Origin of the sequence: Shewanella sp. MTB7 (assembly GCF_027571385.1) — a bacterium.
In the GTDB taxonomy this organism is placed as follows: domain Bacteria; phylum Pseudomonadota; class Gammaproteobacteria; order Enterobacterales; family Shewanellaceae; genus Shewanella.
In genome coordinates this window covers 2,567,525-2,586,458 of sequence record NZ_CP085636.1, presented here as the reverse complement: position 1 = coordinate 2,586,458, position 18,934 = coordinate 2,567,525, and the positions used below count along the sequence as shown (strand labels likewise).

The following is an 18,934-nucleotide window of genomic DNA, read 5'->3' as shown; positions in this document are numbered from 1 at the left end:
GCTAAACGCAGGTAAACATCAGAAAAGTAACATAAAACTTTTTATGACGTTGCACACCCGTTATGTGGAGTAATTTGAGAGTCTTAAGTCTAACAACCTCCTACTTACTATCATTAAAGTTTAGTAGGAGGCATAGATATAGATCATTAACGATGGGAAATTTGATTTATGACGCGTTCACTTTTACAAAGTCACTTTCGCGCGCAAATTGAATAGCTTGGTCACATAATTTAATTTGTTGCTCAGTACTCGCTGATTGAAACTTAGCCATGTGCTCATCTAGTTGCTCACTGGTCTCTTTTGACATTATCATTGCATCAATACCAGCATTTTGATGTGCCTTCATCGACTGACTCACGATAGTGCCCTCCATTTGCATTTCATTTTCACTGTAAACTGTTGTACAGAACATTAAACTTGCCATGCCAAGCGCTGTGTCTGTGTCAAGATTTTTAGCAGATGCTGGAGCCAGAAATAAACTGGTAATTAGACCAACTAGTAATATTTTTTTCATTTCGATAAATCCTATTTATTCTATCAATATAGCTTTATCTAAATGATATTACATAGTATTTTTAGTATGTGTGACGCTGCGCTAAGTTAGCCATTAACAATTTGTTTTTGTGTTGTTTATCACAATTCATTCAACCAATTTATAATTAACATAGTAATTTAAGCCACTTTAAGACCCGCTAATATCTATGTTCAAGGGGAAAAGTGATGATAACTTCAGTTCCTTCGCCAACTTGGCTGCTGCAGGACACTTCACCCTTAAGTACATGAGTAGCTAAGTTAAACACGATATACAAGCCTAAACCACTCGCTCCAGTCCCCCTACTTGTGGTAAAAAAAGGTTCAAATACCATGCCCAAGGTTTCAGCTTCTATACCTCGGCCATTGTCACGGAAACAGAGGCGAACTTTATCCTCCACTCTTTTAATATCAATCGCAATACGGCCATCAACCTCACTTTCAAATGCATGAGTGATGGAGTTAAGCATTAATTCCTTTAATACCTGTTTCAATGTCTCTGGATAAGTCACCACCGTCAGTTCTTTATCTCCTTCAATGGTGATCTGATGATGAGTGAGATCTAAACTTGGTAAGGTTTGAATGATGATTTCATCAATATGTGACATCAAATTTAACGTAGATAACTCTTCCGTCGATACATCAACCGCGATTAACTTAAACTTCTTAATCAAGTTAGTCGCTCGACTTAGGTTTGAAAGTAACATTTCAGACCCTTGAATCGATGACTCACAGAAAGCGGAAAGATCACATGAATCTAATGTTTGATCAATCAGACTTTTATGGATCCGAATTGTCTCCTCCTCAATAAAGGATGCTGCGGTCACACAAATCCCAATTGGAGTGTTTAGTTCGTGAGCAACACCTGTAACCAAACGTCCTAAAGAGGCCATTTTTTCAACTTTAACCAACTTGTCCTGAGTGGCTAATAAATGTTCAATAGACTCTTGTAACTCTTTGGTTCTCGCTTTAACTGTCTCTTCGAGATTCTCCTTATGTACTTTTAACTCCTCTTCAGCTTTTTCCTTTATTTTAAAAGCTTTGTCTAATTTAATTCGCTCTTTATAAAGCTCTAAGAACACACCCAATTTACTTTTCAAAATCTCATCATTAATTGGTTTGACTAAATAATCCACCGCGCCATTCATATAGCCTTTGAACTCGAAAGTTTCATCACGGGCAAATGCGGTAATAAATATCACAGGTATATGAGATGTCTTGGGATGATCTAAGATGAGTGAGGCTGTTTCAAATCCATCCATACCTGGCATCTGAACATCCATTAAAATCAGAAAAAAATCATGCTTATGAGCAATCGCTAAGGCTTGCTGACCCGAATGAGCTTTAATGATATCTAATTTAAGCGGAGCTAAAATACGCTCATAGACTCGCAGGTTATTGGGCTCATCATCAACAACAAGGATTTTTGGAAAAAAGTCACTCATGCCTCCCCCTCCTTATCGCCTACTGACTGAGACTCAAATTGACATTGTGCAAAGAAATTCCCCAAATCGACAATGGAAAGGATATTATCAACTTCAACCAAATCTATCGCAGCTTTCAGCATTACATCGACCTCGGCAGTTTGAGGGTCTTGAACGATGGCGTATCCACCAAATTGTTTTATCGTTTGCAGACCTAAGCTTCCATCTGAGTTTGCTCCGGTAAGTATAAGCCCTATTAGATGATTTTTGTAGCAAGTGGCGGCAGATTGAAATAAGACATCGATGGAAGGAATGGAGTAATTAACAGGGAGGTCTATACTCAGACTTAATGTTTTATCCCGCTCGACCAAGAGGTGATAACCAGCGGGAGCAATATAAGCGTAACCTGGCTGAATAAGTTCTCCTGGCTCAGCCTCTTTTACCTCAACAGCAGACAAATTATTTAAGTGATTGACCAAGAAATCATCTGAATCTCTATGACGATGTTGAACGACTATCACTGCCAATGGATAATGTGGAGGCAAGCAGGGTAAAAACTGACTAAGTGCATGCAAGCCACCAGCAGACACTCCCACAACTATTGCTTCATACATGCATCAACCGCCTGAAAATTTTTTCTTTTTTACTTACAGCTTCGAAAGATGAATTAACGTGACTATAGTCAATGCTCTCTTTATCACCCAATAACAAAAATCCTCTTGAGATCAGGCTATCTTTAAAGAGGTTAAGCACTCTATCCTGCAATCTAGGATTAAAATAGATAAGCACATTTCGACATACAATCAGCTGCATCTCAGCAAAAGGTTGATCTTTCATTAAATTATGGTTAGCAAAAGTGATATGATTTTTCAATGACTCGGCCATTTTTACCGAACCAAATTTTGCTTGGTAATAATCAGCAAAAGATGCCTTGCCGCCAGCGGCCAGATAATTCTCTGTGTAGGTTTTCATTTTATCCGCTGGATATATTCCCTTCTCGGCAATATCTAGGGAGTGATTATTATAATCAGTGGCATATATCCTGCTTCGTTCGAGTAATCCCTCTTCCTTAAGCATAATCGCCATAGAGTACACCTCTTCACCCGTAGCACAACCAGCATGCCAAATATTGACTCTCGAATAGGTTCTGAGTTGAGTAAAGACCTCCTGGCGTAACCTCTTAAATACCTTAGGATCTCGAAACATTTCAGTCACAGTGACTGACATATCACGCAGAAACAGCTCGAAAAACTCAATATCATGCATCACTTTTGGCACCATCTCAGAGACTGAACCTAGATCTGATTGTTGTACCCGGTGTAAAACCCTTCTCTCAAGTGAGGCTCTAGAATAATCTCGAAAATCATAACCATAACGAAAGTTAATAGCTTCCAGCAACTGATTAATTTCAAATTCCTGCATATCTTCCGGTTTCATAATCAACATATATCCCCTCCCTAAGCTAATGCTTGAATAACCAGATCCGCATAATCGATAGTAACTTCTCAAAATCGATCGGTTTAGTTAGGTATTCTGAGGCGCCTGATTGTAATGATTTTTCTCTATCCTCTAGCATCGTCTTTGCTGTTAATGCAATGATAGGGAGCTGTTTATAATGTTTCATAGCTCTTACCTGTTTTGTAGCCTCATAGCCATCCATCTCAGGCATCATGGTGTCCATTAACACCAGTTCAAAGTTTTTCTCCACTAATAACTGTTCTACAGCTTCCTTGCCATTGTGAGCCATATCGACCTCAAACCCGTACTCAATCAATTTTTTTGACAGGGCATAGGTGTTTCTCATATCATCATCGACAATTAACACTTTACGCCCCTGAAACATGGCATCTTCATCGTGAAGCATGTGAATTTTTTTCTGACTATCACTGCTGAATCTTGATTCTATATCGTGGAGAAAAAGCGAGACATCATCGAGCTCACTTTGCTCTTCATCGGTGATCTCCTTACCCGTATAGATGATCACTGGGGGTACTCGTTTCAATTCACTGGCTTCAATTTTTTTGAGCACCTCAAAGCCACTAATATCGGGTAAACCTAAGTCCAGTATGACGCAATCATAATGACCCGATAACAGCTCTTCGACACATTTAATATCGATATCACAGCCCTTAAGTAATCTAACAATTGACGCTTGATTGCCGACATCATCTTCAATCACTAGTAGATGACGTAATTCTGAGGAGCAGAACGCTTTTATATCATCAAACACTGTCAATAATGTTTCCTGAGTGACAGGTTTAGTCTGTAGCCCTATTGCACCTTGAACTAGAGCCAAATTCTTGTCTTCACTGTGGGCTGAGATAATCTCGACGGGAATATGACGAGTTTTGAGACTGAACTTTAGCTGCTCGAGAACTTGGTGCCCATCGATATCTGGCAGCATAATGTCAAGAATGATGCCGCTAGGTTGGTACTCTTGTGCCAGATAAATCCCCATACGGCCATCCCCAGCAATCAGACAGAGCAGATTATTACCGCCATCAAAGATGATCTTAGCATCTTCAACCTCGGTTTCATCCAGGTGCTGGCTCTTGTTATCGGCCAACCCTTTAGCCAATAGCAATAGGCTGTTGAGAGGGGTTCTGAGCTCGTGACTCATGTTAGCTAAAAATTCAGACTTATATTTACTTGCTAGGGCCAACTCATCAGCCTTAGTCGTGAGGTCCTCTTTAGCCGCTTCGATCTCATTTTTTTGCCTTCTGAGGAAGACTTGCTTCTCCTCTAACTCCTCATTGGAAACCTTGAGCTCTTCACTTTGCTGTTTGAGCTCCTCTTCGGAAGTTTTCAGCAGTTGTGTTTGTTCTAATAGACTCTCATTTGAACTCTTAAGTTCCTCCTGCTGGGACTGTAACTCCTCTGATTGCCTCTGTGTCTCAAGCAGCAGTGTCTGAGTCCGCTCTTGATTTCTGAGATTATTAATCACGATCCCCAGATTGGTTGAGATAAGCTCTATAACTTCGACCTGTTCATCATTAAAGCCTTTAAAGGAGGCCAACTCTATCACCCCGATCAACTCCTCTTCAAACAACACCGGAACGACCATGACATTGAGGGGCGTACTTTGCCCTAAGCCAGAATTAATCTGAATATAATCACTAGGCACTTGGGTTAGTAATATGGTTTTCCGCTCTTTGGCACATTGACCAACTAAACCCTCACCAATACCTATTGTGGGTAAAACCGCTTTTCTCTTCTTAAATGCATAACTGCCTGATAAACTGAGTTCATCATCACCTTGTTCATAAATATAGATAACGCCATGGCCCGCTTTCATCATCTCGGCTAATGCTGAGATGATCTCATCCGCCATCGCCATCAGATTTGATGCTCCTTGAGTCAAGTCATTAATGCGAGACACTTGGCTTTTTAACTCATTTTGTTTAATCAGATCTACATTACTCTGTTGCAGATCGCTTTCAAACTGCTTCTCCTTGGTAATATCACGCACAAAGCCAGTAAAAATGACGCCATCTTCCTGCTTGACCTCACCAACGGCCAGATACATGGGGAAAGTACTGCCATCTTTTCTTAATCCAATGACCTCTCTGCCTTTCCCTATGACTTTTTTGATGCCTGTAGTCAGATAATTGTTGAGGTAATCATCATGCTCTTCGCAGAAAGGGCTTGGCATCAAAGTATTGATTTTTTACCCATAATCTCTTCGCTTCGATATTGAAACAAAGTTTCGGCGACGCTATTACAGGCAAGTATTTCACCATGTGATGAGATAGACAGGATAGCATCGAGACAAGTATCGACCATGCCTCGATTTATTGCTTCACGTTTAATTATGTCTTGCTCAAAACTCTTCTGTTGAGTGATGTCACGAATAAATCCGGTATACAGGGTTTCGTCACCTTGTTTCACCACTCCGATTGAGAGATAGATAGGAAAAGTGCTGCCATCACTCCGCAGGGCTTGCATCTCACGCCCCATGCCGATGATTTTCTTAATGCCTGTGGTTTTGTAGTTATTAAGATAGGTATCATGTTCCTGATGAAATGGGGCAGGCATCAAGATTTTAATATTTTGCCCTATAAGAGACTCAGCTGAATGCTTAAACATCCTCTCGGTAGCGTCATTAACCGATAAGATAGTGCCATCCTCTCTTATCGAGATAATGGCATCGACAGCAATGTTCACTATCCCTTGGTTCAGACCTAAACTGCGTGACAAAGAAGCATTACGTTGCTTTATCTGAGTTTTCATCTCGTGCAAGGCAATCCCCAGCCTGTCCTTCTCACTGTTTACCATCACATCCTTAGTAAAATCACCACAGGCTATGGCATCGGCCTGATCGGCAACATTATTTAAATTCTGCAGCATCACTTTTAATGCCATGCCTAACTCATCTTTGTCTGAGGCAAGCTTTGCCACCAGGTCTAACTCTCCAACAGCTATTCGCTGAGCCAAATTTGCCTTATCTTTTAGCGTCACCAGCATCTGTTTAATCTCAGCAAAAATACCTTGGGCAGCTCCACTTTGCTTAAGCTCAACACTCAGATCGCCATTGGATACTTTTCTGGCAATCTCGGCGATATAGGTCAGTTCCCCCCCAATTGATTCACAATATGTTTTGTTAGCCTAAACGCGACCCCTAGCCCGACAAAAATAGCTAACAGAGTGCCGAAAATAGTCGTATTAGTTAACAGGGACTCAGTATTCGCCAAAGATTCTTGCCTTTGTGCCAACAACACAAGCTCTTTGTCTTTAAATGTTTGTATCTGCTGACGGAATTTATCGAAATAGATCTTTCCCCTCGCCTCGCCTCGCCCACAAGATTGGCCATATCCTCCATGGTTTTTGCATCGCCAATCTCACGACGCAGCGCTAACTGAAACTTCACCACCTCATTGGCCCAAGCATCTATGGTGATTTGACTCTGTGCTAACAGTGCAACTTGCTGGGGATTGTCGGCAACCAGCATGGACAGCTCATTACTTAACTGATTAAAACGAAGGCTTCCCTCTCTATAGGGGTCGAGAAAGTTCTCTTGTCCTGATAGCAAGAAACCACGCATCCCCGTCTCCATATCGACCGCAGAGGCTAGCAAATTTTGTGCCATAACAATAACTCGGTAGATATGAAGAACCCAAGCATTTAACTCCCTAAGTTCATCTAAATCGCTACTGTCTGTTAACTTATTCTCGCGTTTGAGCATTAACTCATTTTCACGTGCAATAAACAGGTCAATCTGAGAACGAAATTTATCGAAAAACTGCTTGCCACGGGCCTGTTTTACAATTTTTGCCATGTCATTCATAGACTTGGAATTGCCAATTTCGGTTCTTAACGCGATCACAGGCTTGGTCACTTTACTGTGCCACTCGTCAATCGTGACGGATATATCTTTAAGTAAACTGACTTGTGCTGGGTTATCGCTGACATCGGAGGAGAGTACGACCATCAGTTCGTTAAATCTTTTGTCGCCCTGCTCATAGGGGGATAAAAACTCATCCTTACCCGCTAGAAGATAACCCCTCATTCCGGTTTCCATATCGACAGCTGAGGCTTCAACTTTTGCTGCTTTATCTAATACGGAGTGAGTGTGATTAACCCAATTCAGATCATCCTCTAGGGATTTAACGCTAAAGAAAACCACCACCGCGATAACAAACATAAAAGATAAGATAACCGCATAACTCATTAACAGCTGAGTTTTAAACTTAAGTTCAGATAACATATCCAGGCTCCCAGATTAATGCTTAAACAGCCAAATTCTCATAATTGACAATAACTTCTCAAAATCGGATAGGTTTAATCAGAAGCTCAGCGACATTTAGCAATAACTAAAAGCATAGTTAATCTGTTTCATTCTGTGGAGTTACTGAGGTAAAATCTTGGAACAAGATTGATTTATTGCTGTTAAATGAAATCTGCTTATGTTTCTGGCACTAACACATGTTATAAATCACTTATTGCAACAGAGCACACTTAAGTATTGAAGAGGGTTTAGTGGACAATTTAACTCTGGTTATCGACTTTTTGGCAAACCATAAACTTTTATTAACCTTATTAATCATTATTTTAATTTCGGCAATCAAACGCTTTATCATCTATAAGGTCCGCGGCGATGTGGCCTTTTTAACCGAATCTCAGCGTAAATGGATGTCGCGAACCAAGAACGGCACTTTCATATTACTTATGGTTGTCCTGTTTATGCTTTGGCAGACGGAGATAAATAAATTTGCCTTGTCGGTAACCGCCATCGCCATCGCCATCGTTGTTGCCTCTAAGGAGATTATTCTTTGCTTCACAGGCTCAATTCAACGGGCCAGTTCACGCTCCTTTGTTATTGGTGACTGGATAGAGGTCGGTGCCTTATGTGGTGAAGTTATCGAACACAACTTGATGGCGACCGTCATTCAAGAGATAGATCTGCACCATGGTCAATATCACTTCACCGGCAAAACCGCCACTTTTCCAAACAGCATCTTTTTTACTTATCCGGTAAAAAATCTGAATTTTATGAAGCGCTATGTTTACCACAACATGACGATTACTGTGGTTGAATTTGTTAACTTATACCCCTTATTTCCAGCTCTGCTAACTCAAATAGAACAACACTGTGAAGACTTTAATGAAGTGGCAATACGCTACAATAGCGTCATAGAGAGGCATGCTGGTGTCGACTTACCGGGCTCGGAGCCACATATTCACATAAGTAGCGGCCCGGCCGGAGAGCAAAAAGTGCATATCATGATTTTTTGCCCCACCGAGCGCGCATCCCATTTAGAGCAATCAATCCGTCAAGACTTTATGATTGCCTACCACCAAGCCTTTGGAAACGGCTAATAAATAAGATGACTAGAGTGATGCATAAAAACTATTACGTATCATTTCATCACTCGACTTTTGCATAACCGCCTGATGTGATGAATTGACCGAATGTTTCACACCACACAATAAGGCTAGTGTATTGGGATGGTTCGACACCCACAGGTATAGGTATCATAAAGTTCTCGAAGGTTTTAACCTCTCCCACTTGCACCATTGAGGATTTAAAACGATTAAAATCCGCTTCCGTCTCAACAAACACCGGTGACAGATATAGCCTATAGTCAGGACCTGGAGCAAGTTTACCCAAAAAAGCTATGTTATCTGCATTGATAGACACTTCCCCTTCACCCCAATGAAGCAGATCACTATCAACTCTCTCTCGTGAAAATTGACCTTTAAACTCACGGCTTTGAATCGTCGGCTCCAACGAAGAGAACTTAGGCGCTGAGGGCGCAGTTATAATAGGTAACAGGTATATTCCCATCATAAATCCACCACCAGCGACCAACAGGTGGGAAACGAATAAAGCCAAAAAAATACGTTTTCTCATATTTTTACTCAATAATGTCAAAGAATGCTATCGCATCACAAATAAACCCCTAAGCCAATTCTATAGCAACTTCATTTGCATTTCGAAAACTTATACTCTTGAATAAAGTTTAGTTACAAAATGCGCCAACTTTATTAAGTAAAGCATCAATATCAACATGGCTTACTCAGACAATACGTCGTACAATATTCTTTCACTGACTCAGCTTAGTGATCCCAAACTCGACATGTTAAACCGCTCATATCCCCTTTTTTAACAAAATTAATATCAAGAGGTATCAGTGCAAACAGAACCACAGCAATCACCGTCTACCACTACACCTGTAGCCATCATCAACCTTACCATTTTAATTCCAATGTTGGCCGCAATTGTCGCCATTACGCCTTTGGCCATCGACATGTATCTACCCGCGATGGCAACCCTAGCTGGCAGTTTTCATTCCGACATCACCACCGTTCAACAATCTTTGAGTCTGTACCTTGCTGGTTATGCGCTAGGGATGCTGTGCTTTGGCCCTTTGGCTGACAGAATTGGTCGACGCCCAATGGTGATACTCGGGTTAACCGGCTTTATGCTTATCAGCTTGGCCTTGGCCTTCGTCACCAGTATTGAACTGTTTTTAACACTAAGGTTTGCACAAGCTTTTATTGGCGCGGCAGCCACTGTCGTTGTACCAAGTTACATCAAAGAAGTTTATGGCGATAACACAGCTAAAGGTATGTCTTACGTAAGTTTAATCATGATGTTAGCGCCATTAATCGCCCCAAGTTTAGGTAGCCTTATTCTAGAATTTGGCGAGTGGCATTTAATCTTCTTCATCTTGGCCACTTATGCTTGTTTGCTATTAACTTTGGTTATCTGGAAGTTAAAGATGCCTAGCGACAGTGACCGGAATAGTCGCAGCCAAAAATCATTTTTTGGAGCCTATGCAGTGGTATTTACCAAGCCAGGTACCAAATTGCATATCGCCAGTGGCGTACTGACATCTTTTGCTTTTTTCTGTTATTTAACCGCTTCTCCTTTCGTTTATATGGAGGTGTTTGGTCTAGATAAATCTTTGTTTGTAATCTTGTTTAGTATCAACGTGGGAGCACTCATGTTGGCTAATATAATTAATAGCCGCATCGTCGTGCGTTACGGCTCAAGATTGATGCTGAAAGTAGCAACGTTACTCGCTATAGTCGCAGGTTCAGCACTATTGCTGGTTAATTTTTTTGAATTCAGTTTTCATTATACCGTAGCAATGCTCATCCCTTTTATGGGATTTTTAGGGATCATGTCGGTCAATGCTGATGCTATCGTGTTAATGAAGTTCCAAAAAGAGACCGGTACGGCAACGGCCGTGATCGGTACGTTACGTTTTGGTTGTGGCGCAATGGCAGGGCCTTTGCTCGCACTGTTTTATACGGGCACAGCGGTCCCCTTTTCAGCCTTAATGTTAAGTGCTGTTGTGTTGGTTGGGCTCTGTCAGTTTTTTGCAGCAAATGGTGTTAATGCGCAAACGTAATGAAGTTAATCGAAATATTACGCTCAAAATTAATCAAATCATGCCTAGAACCGTATTTTTTTTCATTTAATGACTTTTTTTACACAAAAAGCTTGAAATATGTGTTCTTTTTTATATGATGAAATTCTGTTCATTTGAGACAGATGTCACACCTTACAGGGTGATAAATAACTTCCATAGTGAAGTCGTTTGACATTTCGAGAGTAAGGATCACCATCCAAACTCACTATATTTAAGCGATTACCGTCGCTGTATCGAGATACTGCATACCGTAGCGGTAACCTATGAGGGTTTACAAATGGAGAAGTTATCAGGCGCCAGTATGATAGTTCGTTCACTTATCGACGAAGGCGTAAAACATATATTCGGCTATCCAGGCGGATCCGTGTTAGATATCTATGACGCCCTGCACGAAAAGTCCAAAATTGAACACATCTTAGTTCGTCACGAACAAGCCGCTGTACACATGGCCGATGGTTATGCCCGTGCCACAGGTGAAGTCGGTGTGGTATTAGTCACTTCAGGTCCCGGCGCTACGAATACTATTACTGGTATTGCCACCGCCTATATGGACTCTATCCCACTGGTTATCGTTTCGGGCCAGGTTCCGAGTAATTTAATCGGTAATGACGCATTCCAAGAGTGCGATATGATAGGTATATCAAGACCTGTTGTTAAGCACAGCTTCTTAGTCACCGATGCCAGAGACATTCCTGAGATAATAAAAAAAGCTTTCTTTATCGCAGCCAGTGGCAGACCAGGTCCTGTGGTGGTTGATGTGCCTAAAGATTGTATGAATCCTGAGATATTGTTTGATTACGAGTACCCCAAAGAGATCAGTCTGCGATCTTACAACCCAACAACTTCTGGTCACAAAGGGCAAATTCGCCGAGGTTTACGTGCACTTTTAGCCGCGAAGAAGCCGGTACTATACGTGGGTGGTGGTGCTGTTATCTCCGAATGCGACAAGCAGATTTTAGCGCTTTCAGAAAAACTTAACATTCCTGTTGTCAGCACATTAATGGGCTTAGGTGCATTTCCTGGTAGCCACAAAAATAGCTTAGGCATGTTAGGTATGCACGGCTGTTATGAAGCTAATATGGCGATGCACAATTGTGATCTTATTTTTGGTATAGGGGTACGGTTTGATGATAGAACCACCAATAATGTTGAAAAATATTGCCCTAACGCCAAAATTTTACACATAGATATCGACCCCTCTTCAATTTCTAAAACGATTCATGTGGATATCCCCATAGTGGGCTCAGCGGATAGTATCCTTGATGAAATGTTATCCCTATTAGACTCCACGGCTGAAGAAACTCAAGATGTTGCTGCAGTCGATTTCTGGTGGAGTGAGATCAATCAATGGCGCGCTAAAAAAAGCTTAGCCTACGACAAGACAACGGATAAAATTAAGCCACAGGAGGTGATTGAAGCCTTACATAGACTCACCAATGGTGATGCCTATGTGGCATCTGATGTGGGTCAACACCAAATGTTTGCCGCACTTTATTATCCTTTCGATAAACCACGTCGTTGGATAAACTCTGGCGGTCTGGGCACCATGGGTTTTGGTCTTCCAGCAGCTATGGGCGTCAAACTTGCCATGCCCGATGAAACCGTGCTTTGTGTTACCGGTGATGGTTCGATTCAAATGAACATTCAAGAGTTATCAACTGCATTGCAATATGATATCCCAGTGAAAATCATCAACCTAAACAATCGCTTTTTAGGTATGGTTAAACAGTGGCAAGATATGATCTATTCAGGTCGTCATTCACACTCCTATATGGATTCAGTACCTAATTTTGCCAAAATTGCCGAAGCTTATGGTCATGTGGGGATCACCATTAGCGATCCCGCTAAGCTTGAATCTGAACTCGAAAGAGCGCTATCTATGAAAGATAAATTGGTATTTGTCGATATCAATGTCGATCAGACTGAACACGTTTACCCTATGCTTATTCGCGGCGGCGCGATGAACGAAATGTGGCTGAGCAAAAAGGAGAAAAGCTAATGCGTCGTATTATATCGGTATTACTTGAAAATCAACCGGGCGCCCTCTCTCGTGTCGTTGGCTTGTTTTCTCAGCGCGGCTATAACATTGAAACGTTAACCGTTGCACCAACAGATGATTCGACGTTGTCACGCCTTAATATCACTCTGTTTGCAGATGAGCATGTTTTGGAGCAAATAGAGAAACAGCTAAATAAGCTAATCGATATTTTAAAAGTGGCGAATATCACCGAGTCTGAACATGTCGAACGTGAATTGGCCTTGGTTAAAGTGAAAGCGAAAGGCAGTATTCGTGAAGAGATTAAACGTACCGCTGATATCTTCCGCGCTCAAATTGTCGATATTACGGCAGAACTTTACACAGTACAGCTAACGGGACCCAGCGCTAAGCTAGATGCCTTTATTAGCGCTGTAGGTGAAATAACTAAGGTCGTTGAAGTTTCACGCTCTGGCGTGGTTGGACTCAGCCGTGGTGAAAAGTCTATGCGGGCTTAAAGAAGGACAAACCCTTCTATCGCTTTGACCTACATGGATGTAGGGAATACCGACAAATGCTTGGAGCATTTCAGGTACCTTGCGATCAGAGATAAGCACATCCATGTGCAAAAAGGGAGCCTTAGGCCAATGCCAGTAAGCTTAACTTACCGGCATTGAACCCTAAGGCTACCTTTTTGTTCATATGGTTTTTCTTAAATACTTACTGACTTAGAATTTGACAACCATCTGTGCTGGTAGAATTTTCATAAACAACATCACCAGTAGGCGCGAACTCACCTGCAGCGATAGAGCCTTTAGCCTTTAAAAAATCATACATTACAGCAGCATCTACAAAACCTGTCATAACAGGAGTCAGAACTGGGTAGCCATCACCACCTGCCGCGTTAAAACTAGGAACGGTGAAGCTGTATGTTCCGGCAGCATCAAAACCTTTGCCATTAACATCACTGATATCAACGGTTTTAGCCTGACAATCGACAGTCATGGTCACACCCGTTAGCTGAGCATAAGCACCTGAATCAATCTGTAACGAGGCTACAGCCCCTAAATACTCAGATAATTCAGCGCCTGTTACTGTGCTCTTAGTTATCGAGTTACCAAAAGGCTGTACTGTTAATACATCTTTATAGGTGATATCACCCGCCTCTATTGAAGCGCGTACACCACCTGAGTTCATCACACCAACATCAGCATTAACCTTAGATGTGTGAGCAGTTGAGATTAAGTGACCTAAGTTAGTTTGCATAAAACGAACTTTGGCACGGTCTCCCTCTAACAATTCAGCAGTCGTTGCAATCACTTCACTTAACTGCTCTTGACCTTTTTCTTGGTACTGCTTAAGAATTTCTAAAACGGTACCATCTGGCTGGATCTCTTCACCGATAAGTACACGATCGCCAGCTTCATTTTTCTGCTTCAAATTAACCGGGATCAGCTTGTAGCTTGCAAGGTGCAGTTCATCATTAAAGTATTCAAAATCCGCTTGACCTACATACTTGCCCCACTCATGGGCTTGCATGATGTAAGTGCCATTTTGTGTATCGGGAGTACAATCATCCCCTGGATTAAAATCAGCGTAACTGTTGGTACCAGGCTCCATACACACTGGATTTTGCGAGTGACCACCAATAATAGCTTGCAGATCGCCAGCTGTTACTCCGCGAGCCATAGCCACATCACCTGGGGCATTGCTACCATTTTGCGCATCAGCATAATGTCCCATGTGGGTTGTAGCGAAGATAATATCCGCTGCATCAGCATCTTTAATCTCTTTAATGACTTTTTGGATCTCTGTGGTTGGATCGGTAAACTCTAGGCCACTGATAAATTCAGGGTTACCGATTTTCTTCGTATCTTCAGTGGTTAACCCAACGACAGCTATACGTAGACCGTTTACATCAAATACTTTATAGGCGTCGAAATATCTTTCACCTGATGTTTTGTCATAGATATTTGCAGCCAACATGGGGAAATTAGCCAGTTCACGCTGCATCTCAACGGTGGCTAATGGGTTATCAAATTCGTGGTTACCGACAGCCATTGCATCATAACCAATCAAGTTCATACCAACAAAATCAGGACGCGCATCTTGTAAGTCTGACTCGGGAACACCAGTGTTGATATCACCACCGGATAACAGAATCGTTTCGCTACCATTTGATCCCACTTCAGCGCGGATCTGGTCGATCAGCGTCTTACGTGCAGCCATACCATATTCACCATACTTATTTTCCCAGAAACGACCATGGTTATCATTCGTATGAAGCAGTGTAAAAGTGGTACATGCATCCCCGGCTTCAGCACAGGTCGTTGGTTTAACTGGTGCGTCATTATCATCACTGTTACATCCAGTTAATGTTGCTAGTACCGCAGTTGCGACAAGTCCTTTAATTAACAAATTTCTCATTATTATCAACCCCTAGATTTTTAATTAAATCGTTTTATTAATTACCATCATTTTTTATAAAACGGATTCTATGATCTCGCTGGAGAACATAATAACAAAGAATTCATTACAAATGTGTCACCAATATGATCTTTTGCAATACAAACACGACTAAGTAGAGGCTTTTTTGTTGTTAATTGTTCTGTATATAAAACAGGCTCAAGAGATAATTGATAACCACTTTACTGATGAATGTGGAATATTAGATAGAATGATAATAGTCCTACATTGATTCAGTTAATTAGCGTTAGCAGCTTTAATTACAGCATTTAACCTTCAAGGAGAACAGTTGACAGTCGCAACTATGGTTATTTTTTAATAAAAATCTTATAAAAATGGGGAATAAATCACATCAAACAGATTTGAGTATTTATAAATAGGAAAATACATGTTTGAGATCTGTAGAAATTAAAAAGCAGCCGGTAAAGGCCGCTTCTATCTAAACACTAAGTGCTTTCTATATTAAATAACTTGATTATTTAGCACAACTCTTAACGATCGCGCCGCCACGGTAGAAAATTGGGTGTCCGCCATTAACTGGGTTATAATCAGCAACCTTGATTTCTGGGTTATTCTCAAAGTATTCACGCAGCACCGATGCGTCGCTACGTTGAGTATCGACATAGTTTGCGTGGCCTGTCAGCTTAGGATAATCATCACCGCCTTTTGCACTGAAGTTGATCAATGAGAAGGTGTAGCTATCTTCAAGTTTGAAAGCTCGTTTGCCTAAAGAGGTGATCTCAACGATATCAGCAGCTGTTGCTTCTGGGTCAATTTCAACTGCATCACATGTCACGTTCATCTCCATTGGATAAAGCTGCGCCATGCCACCGCCCGTCTTTAGCGCAACATCAGCAAGGTATTGCTGTACTTCAGTACCTGACATAGTGACAAAGGCCACATCATTGCTAAATGGTTGTACAGTCAATACGTCACGATATGACACTGGGCCAGCGACGATAGAGTCACGGACACCGCCCGAGTTCATCACACCAAAATCGACTGTTGGTTCAAAGTTAGTCGTCACCCAATCGCCATAAGCGCGGGTTAGCAATTGACCTAAATTTGTCTGCTCTGCACGAACGACATTACGGTCACCTTCTAGCTTGCCATCTGTGCTTGAGATAACAACATCTAATAACTCTTGACCTAGTGTCTGGTAATGTTCAAGTGCATCAATCACCAATTGATCTTGTTCAATCTCTTCGGTGACAAAAACAAGCTCTTCATTCTCATTTTCTACTTTAAGGTTAATTGGGATCAATTTGTAGCTGGCAAGTGTTAACTCACCATTCATAAATTCGAAATCGGCACGACCCACATACTTCCCCCACTCGTGAGCTTGCATGATATAAGTACCATTTTTCTGATCTGGCTTACACTCATCACCCGGTTTAAAGTCAGCATAACCATCGCCTTCCATACAGACAGGGTTCTGTGAATGACCACCGATAATGGCTTGTAGTTGGCCTTTAGCAACTGACTCAGCAAGCTTAACATCACCAGCGGCTTCAGTACCGTGCTCACCATTTGCGTAGTGACCCATATGAGTCAAAGCAAACACCATGTCGACTTTTTCATTGGCTTCAATTTCAGCTAATACTATGGAGATCTCAGATTGTGGATCAGTAAAGTGTAGACTAGCGACGTTATCTGGGCTCACAACTTTTGGTGTATCAACAGTTGTAAAGCCAATAATGGCAACCTTAAGACCATTAATGTCGAAAACACGGTAAGGTTCAAAGTAACGTTCTGAAGTGACATTACCATCCGAGTCTTTTTTATAGATATTTGCAGCTAACATAGGGAATTGAGCGATAGTGGCTTGCATATCTAGAGTGGTTAACGGGTTATCAAATTCGTGGTTACCTACAGCCATAGCATCATAGCCCAACATGCTCATCCCGATAAAGTCAGGAACTGCATCTTGCATATCGGATTCAGGCACACCAGTGTTGATATCACCACCAGATAAGAGAATCGTTTCTCCGCCATTACGCTCAACTTCAGTGCGAATTTGATCAATAACAGTCTTACGAGCCGCCATACCATATTCGCCGTTCTTGTTCTGCCAGAAACGGCCATGGTTATCATTGGTGTGGAGCACGGTAAATTGAGTACAAGCATCACCGGCAGCTTCACAAGCTGTTTGAGGAGTGTTGTCATCATCACTGCTATTACATCCCGCTAATGCAGCTAAAACTGCCGTTGCGACTAAACCTTTTACTAGCTTATTCATCATTACATCAACCCTTTAGTTATTATTAATAATTAAAATTACGGATTCTCTGATCTCGCTGATGAGCATCATACCAAAATGCAAGGGGAAAACTGTTAACCAAGTTGAATAATCGAGGTAAAATATCTGTTAAAACATCAACTTATAAATATCACTTTGCACATATAAAAACAGGTAGGAGTAAATACATGGTTGGATTGAGAAATAAAAGAAAGCAGCTCTATTAGGTATATAAACTTATCATTATTTTCAATAATTTATAAAATTATGGTGCTCATGTGGATTATTCTGCATTGCGAACAACTAGGGGGAGTCGACAGCAGCGTGCCGACAGTATCATTTATAAAATAGCAGTCTACGCAAGCACTGTGCGTAACCATTGTCCAATATCACGCAGTTGTTCTGGTAACACACTATGGGGCATCTGATAAGTTTTCCATTGTGCGTTGTATCCGGCAGCCTTGAGCAGTGAGTTCGCCATCTTTCCTGAACTGACTGGCACTACATCGTCTTGCTCGCCATGATGTTGCAAGATGGCGGTTGTTCTGTTCACTTCACTCAACTCTTCGGGAAGCTTATCCGCAGTTGGAAGGTAACATGATAACGCCATAATGCCGGCTAATTGCTGTGGATATCTAAGTCCGGTAAATAGACTCATCACACCGCCTTGACTAAAACCTGCAAGTACTACTTTGTTTGCCGGAATACCTGAGTCTATCTGTTCCTGAATCAAAGCCTTCACTGATTCTTCAGACATTAGTACTCCTTGCATATCAGCTCTGTTGTGCAAATCCATACTCTTGATGTCATACCATGCACGCATGACATAACCTTGATTGATAGTAACAGCTTGCTCTGGGGCATGGGGGAAGATAAAGCGTATACTATTGTCTACTGGTAAACCGAGTGCTGGCACAACAGGAGCAAAACCTGCACCAGAGTCTCCTAAACCATGAAGCCAGATCACACAGGCTGTAGCCTTAAATTGTGGTTCGATAGTTATCCGCTCTAATTTTACGACTGGCATATGTTCCCTTAGATTATTATCACTTGAATTTGTTATAGACCAGCATCATAGCAGCCCTATCGTACTCGCTAAACCTGAGCCTTAAGTCACTCTACGATTGAGTTGACCACTATCCTGTTAAGTGAGCAGATTTAACCGACACCTAGCTCTGCACGGATCATCATGAGTTGCTCAAGGGTGTCTAGACGTAGACTCCATTTTATTGAGCCTGCATCTGCACTGATGATTAACGCATCATCTATAAACGTAAGATCTTCAGCCATTGCATACATACCACTACCCGATGCTGATAATTTAATCTGCACCTCAAACGGTGTCAGAATAATCTTCCCCTGTGAAAAGTTGATGACCATAGTCTGTTCCTGAAAAATAAACGTGAATTAAAAAACCAGC

At 41.6% G+C, this 18,934-nt stretch carries 16 protein-coding genes; 4 read left to right on the top strand and 12 right to left on the bottom strand.

Annotated features, from left to right (window positions below):
- Nucleotides 1–166: 166 nt before the first annotated feature.
- The 7 genes from HWQ47_RS10945 to HWQ47_RS10915 all read right to left on the bottom strand — a co-directional run bounded on the left by HWQ47_RS10945 (nt 167) and on the right by HWQ47_RS10915 (nt 7,659).
- Entirely contained in the window at nt 167–514 is a 348-nt protein-coding gene (locus HWQ47_RS10945) for a hypothetical protein (protein ID WP_269971149.1), read from the bottom strand.
- A gap of 178 nt (nt 515–692) precedes the next feature.
- The gene (locus HWQ47_RS10940) at nt 693–1,976 is read right to left on the bottom strand and encodes a hybrid sensor histidine kinase/response regulator (RefSeq protein WP_269971148.1); all 1,284 of its coding nucleotides are present in this window, start codon (nt 1,974–1,976) and stop codon (nt 693–695) included.
- The gene (locus HWQ47_RS10935) at nt 1,973–2,569 is read right to left on the bottom strand and encodes a chemotaxis protein CheB (protein WP_269971147.1); all 597 of its coding nucleotides are present in this window, start codon (nt 2,567–2,569) and stop codon (nt 1,973–1,975) included. The genes HWQ47_RS10940 and HWQ47_RS10935 overlap by 4 nt, the downstream gene beginning before the upstream one ends.
- The gene (locus HWQ47_RS10930; RefSeq protein WP_269971146.1) at nt 2,562–3,401 is read right to left on the bottom strand and encodes a CheR family methyltransferase; all 840 of its coding nucleotides are present in this window, start codon (nt 3,399–3,401) and stop codon (nt 2,562–2,564) included. The genes HWQ47_RS10935 and HWQ47_RS10930 overlap by 8 nt, the downstream gene beginning before the upstream one ends.
- A gap of 16 nt (nt 3,402–3,417) precedes the next feature.
- Nucleotides 3,418–5,607 (bottom strand): response regulator, encoded by a 2,190-nt coding sequence (locus HWQ47_RS10925; protein WP_269971145.1) that lies wholly within the window; start codon nt 5,605–5,607, stop codon nt 3,418–3,420.
- The gene (locus tag HWQ47_RS10920) at nt 5,607–6,419 is read right to left on the bottom strand and encodes a PAS domain-containing protein (RefSeq protein ID WP_269971144.1); all 813 of its coding nucleotides are present in this window, start codon (nt 6,417–6,419) and stop codon (nt 5,607–5,609) included. Before HWQ47_RS10920 ends, HWQ47_RS10925 begins: the two co-directional genes overlap by 1 nt.
- A 202-nt stretch (nt 6,420–6,621) precedes the next feature.
- Complete coding sequence (locus HWQ47_RS10915; RefSeq protein ID WP_269971143.1) at nt 6,622–7,659, bottom strand: CHASE3 domain-containing protein; 1,038 nt, start codon at nt 7,657–7,659, stop codon at nt 6,622–6,624.
- A 272-nt stretch (nt 7,660–7,931) separates the two neighbouring features.
- Here HWQ47_RS10915 and HWQ47_RS10910 point away from each other — a divergent pair, with 272 nt between their 5' ends.
- A complete protein-coding gene (locus HWQ47_RS10910) occupies nt 7,932–8,771 on the top strand; it encodes a mechanosensitive ion channel family protein (protein WP_269971142.1) in 840 nt (279 codons plus the stop codon).
- A 49-nt stretch (nt 8,772–8,820) separates the two neighbouring features.
- Here the strand turns inward: HWQ47_RS10910 and HWQ47_RS10905 are convergent, their stop codons facing one another.
- Nucleotides 8,821–9,306, bottom strand: coding sequence for a DM13 domain-containing protein (locus HWQ47_RS10905; protein ID WP_269971141.1), 486 nt, complete (start codon nt 9,304–9,306; stop codon nt 8,821–8,823).
- Nucleotides 9,307–9,586: 280 nt separating this feature from the next.
- On the opposite strand from HWQ47_RS10905, the gene HWQ47_RS10900 reads away from it, so the two are divergent.
- The 3 genes from HWQ47_RS10900 (at nt 9,587) to ilvN (ending at nt 13,327) form a co-directional block, all read left to right on the top strand.
- On the top strand, nt 9,587–10,813 hold the full coding sequence (locus HWQ47_RS10900; protein ID WP_269971140.1) for a multidrug effflux MFS transporter: 1,227 nt from the start codon (nt 9,587–9,589) through the stop codon (nt 10,811–10,813).
- A 298-nt stretch (nt 10,814–11,111) separates the two neighbouring features.
- The gene (locus HWQ47_RS10895) at nt 11,112–12,833 is read left to right on the top strand and encodes an acetolactate synthase 3 large subunit (RefSeq protein ID WP_269971139.1); all 1,722 of its coding nucleotides are present in this window, start codon (nt 11,112–11,114) and stop codon (nt 12,831–12,833) included.
- Nucleotides 12,833–13,327: an acetolactate synthase small subunit gene (gene ilvN / locus HWQ47_RS10890; protein WP_269971138.1), complete on the top strand. Its 495-nt coding sequence runs from the start codon at nt 12,833–12,835 to the stop codon at nt 13,325–13,327. Before HWQ47_RS10895 ends, ilvN begins: the two co-directional genes overlap by 1 nt.
- A 202-nt stretch (nt 13,328–13,529) precedes the next feature.
- Here the strand turns inward: ilvN and ushA (HWQ47_RS10885) are convergent, their stop codons facing one another.
- The 4 genes from ushA (HWQ47_RS10885) to HWQ47_RS10870 form a co-directional block, all read right to left on the bottom strand.
- Entirely contained in the window at nt 13,530–15,236 is a 1,707-nt protein-coding gene (gene ushA, locus HWQ47_RS10885; protein ID WP_269971137.1) for a bifunctional UDP-sugar hydrolase/5'-nucleotidase UshA, read from the bottom strand.
- A 514-nt stretch (nt 15,237–15,750) separates the two neighbouring features.
- Complete coding sequence (gene ushA / locus HWQ47_RS10880; protein ID WP_269971136.1) at nt 15,751–17,517, bottom strand: bifunctional UDP-sugar hydrolase/5'-nucleotidase UshA; 1,767 nt, start codon at nt 17,515–17,517, stop codon at nt 15,751–15,753.
- A 352-nt stretch (nt 17,518–17,869) separates the two neighbouring features.
- Complete coding sequence (locus tag HWQ47_RS10875; protein ID WP_269971135.1) at nt 17,870–18,541, bottom strand: alpha/beta hydrolase; 672 nt, start codon at nt 18,539–18,541, stop codon at nt 17,870–17,872.
- Between the two features lie 131 nt (nt 18,542–18,672).
- Nucleotides 18,673–18,894, bottom strand: a complete 222-nt coding sequence (locus HWQ47_RS10870) for a DUF3389 family protein (RefSeq protein WP_269971134.1) — start codon at nt 18,892–18,894, stop codon at nt 18,673–18,675.
- Between the last annotated feature and the right edge of the window lie 40 nt (nt 18,895–18,934).

Coding starts and splice junctions, on each gene's coding strand:
- HWQ47_RS10940 (WP_269971148.1), bottom strand. CDS start 1,976: ATGAGTGACTTTTTTCCAAAAATCCTTGTTGTTGATGATGAGCCCAAT.
- HWQ47_RS10920 (WP_269971144.1), bottom strand. CDS start 6,419: ATGCTGGTGACGCTAAAAGATAAGGCAAATTTGGCTCAGCGAATAGCT.
- HWQ47_RS10930 (WP_269971146.1), bottom strand. CDS start 3,401: ATGTTGATTATGAAACCGGAAGATATGCAGGAATTTGAAATTAATCAG.
- HWQ47_RS10875 (WP_269971135.1), bottom strand. CDS start 18,541: ATGCCAGTCGTAAAATTAGAGCGGATAACTATCGAACCACAATTTAAG.
- HWQ47_RS10945 (WP_269971149.1), bottom strand. CDS start 514: ATGAAAAAAATATTACTAGTTGGTCTAATTACCAGTTTATTTCTGGCT.
- HWQ47_RS10915 (WP_269971143.1), bottom strand. CDS start 7,659: ATGTTATCTGAACTTAAGTTTAAAACTCAGCTGTTAATGAGTTATGCG.
- HWQ47_RS10905 (WP_269971141.1), bottom strand. CDS start 9,306: ATGAGAAAACGTATTTTTTTGGCTTTATTCGTTTCCCACCTGTTGGTC.
- ilvN (WP_269971138.1), top strand. CDS start 12,833: ATGCGTCGTATTATATCGGTATTACTTGAAAATCAACCGGGCGCCCTC.
- HWQ47_RS10870 (WP_269971134.1), bottom strand. CDS start 18,894: ATGGTCATCAACTTTTCACAGGGGAAGATTATTCTGACACCGTTTGAG.
- ushA (WP_269971136.1), bottom strand. CDS start 17,517: ATGATGAATAAGCTAGTAAAAGGTTTAGTCGCAACGGCAGTTTTAGCT.
- HWQ47_RS10895 (WP_269971139.1), top strand. CDS start 11,112: ATGGAGAAGTTATCAGGCGCCAGTATGATAGTTCGTTCACTTATCGAC.
- ushA (WP_269971137.1), bottom strand. CDS start 15,236: ATGAGAAATTTGTTAATTAAAGGACTTGTCGCAACTGCGGTACTAGCA.
- HWQ47_RS10925 (WP_269971145.1), bottom strand. CDS start 5,607: ATGCCAAGCCCTTTCTGCGAAGAGCATGATGATTACCTCAACAATTAT.
- HWQ47_RS10935 (WP_269971147.1), bottom strand. CDS start 2,569: ATGTATGAAGCAATAGTTGTGGGAGTGTCTGCTGGTGGCTTGCATGCA.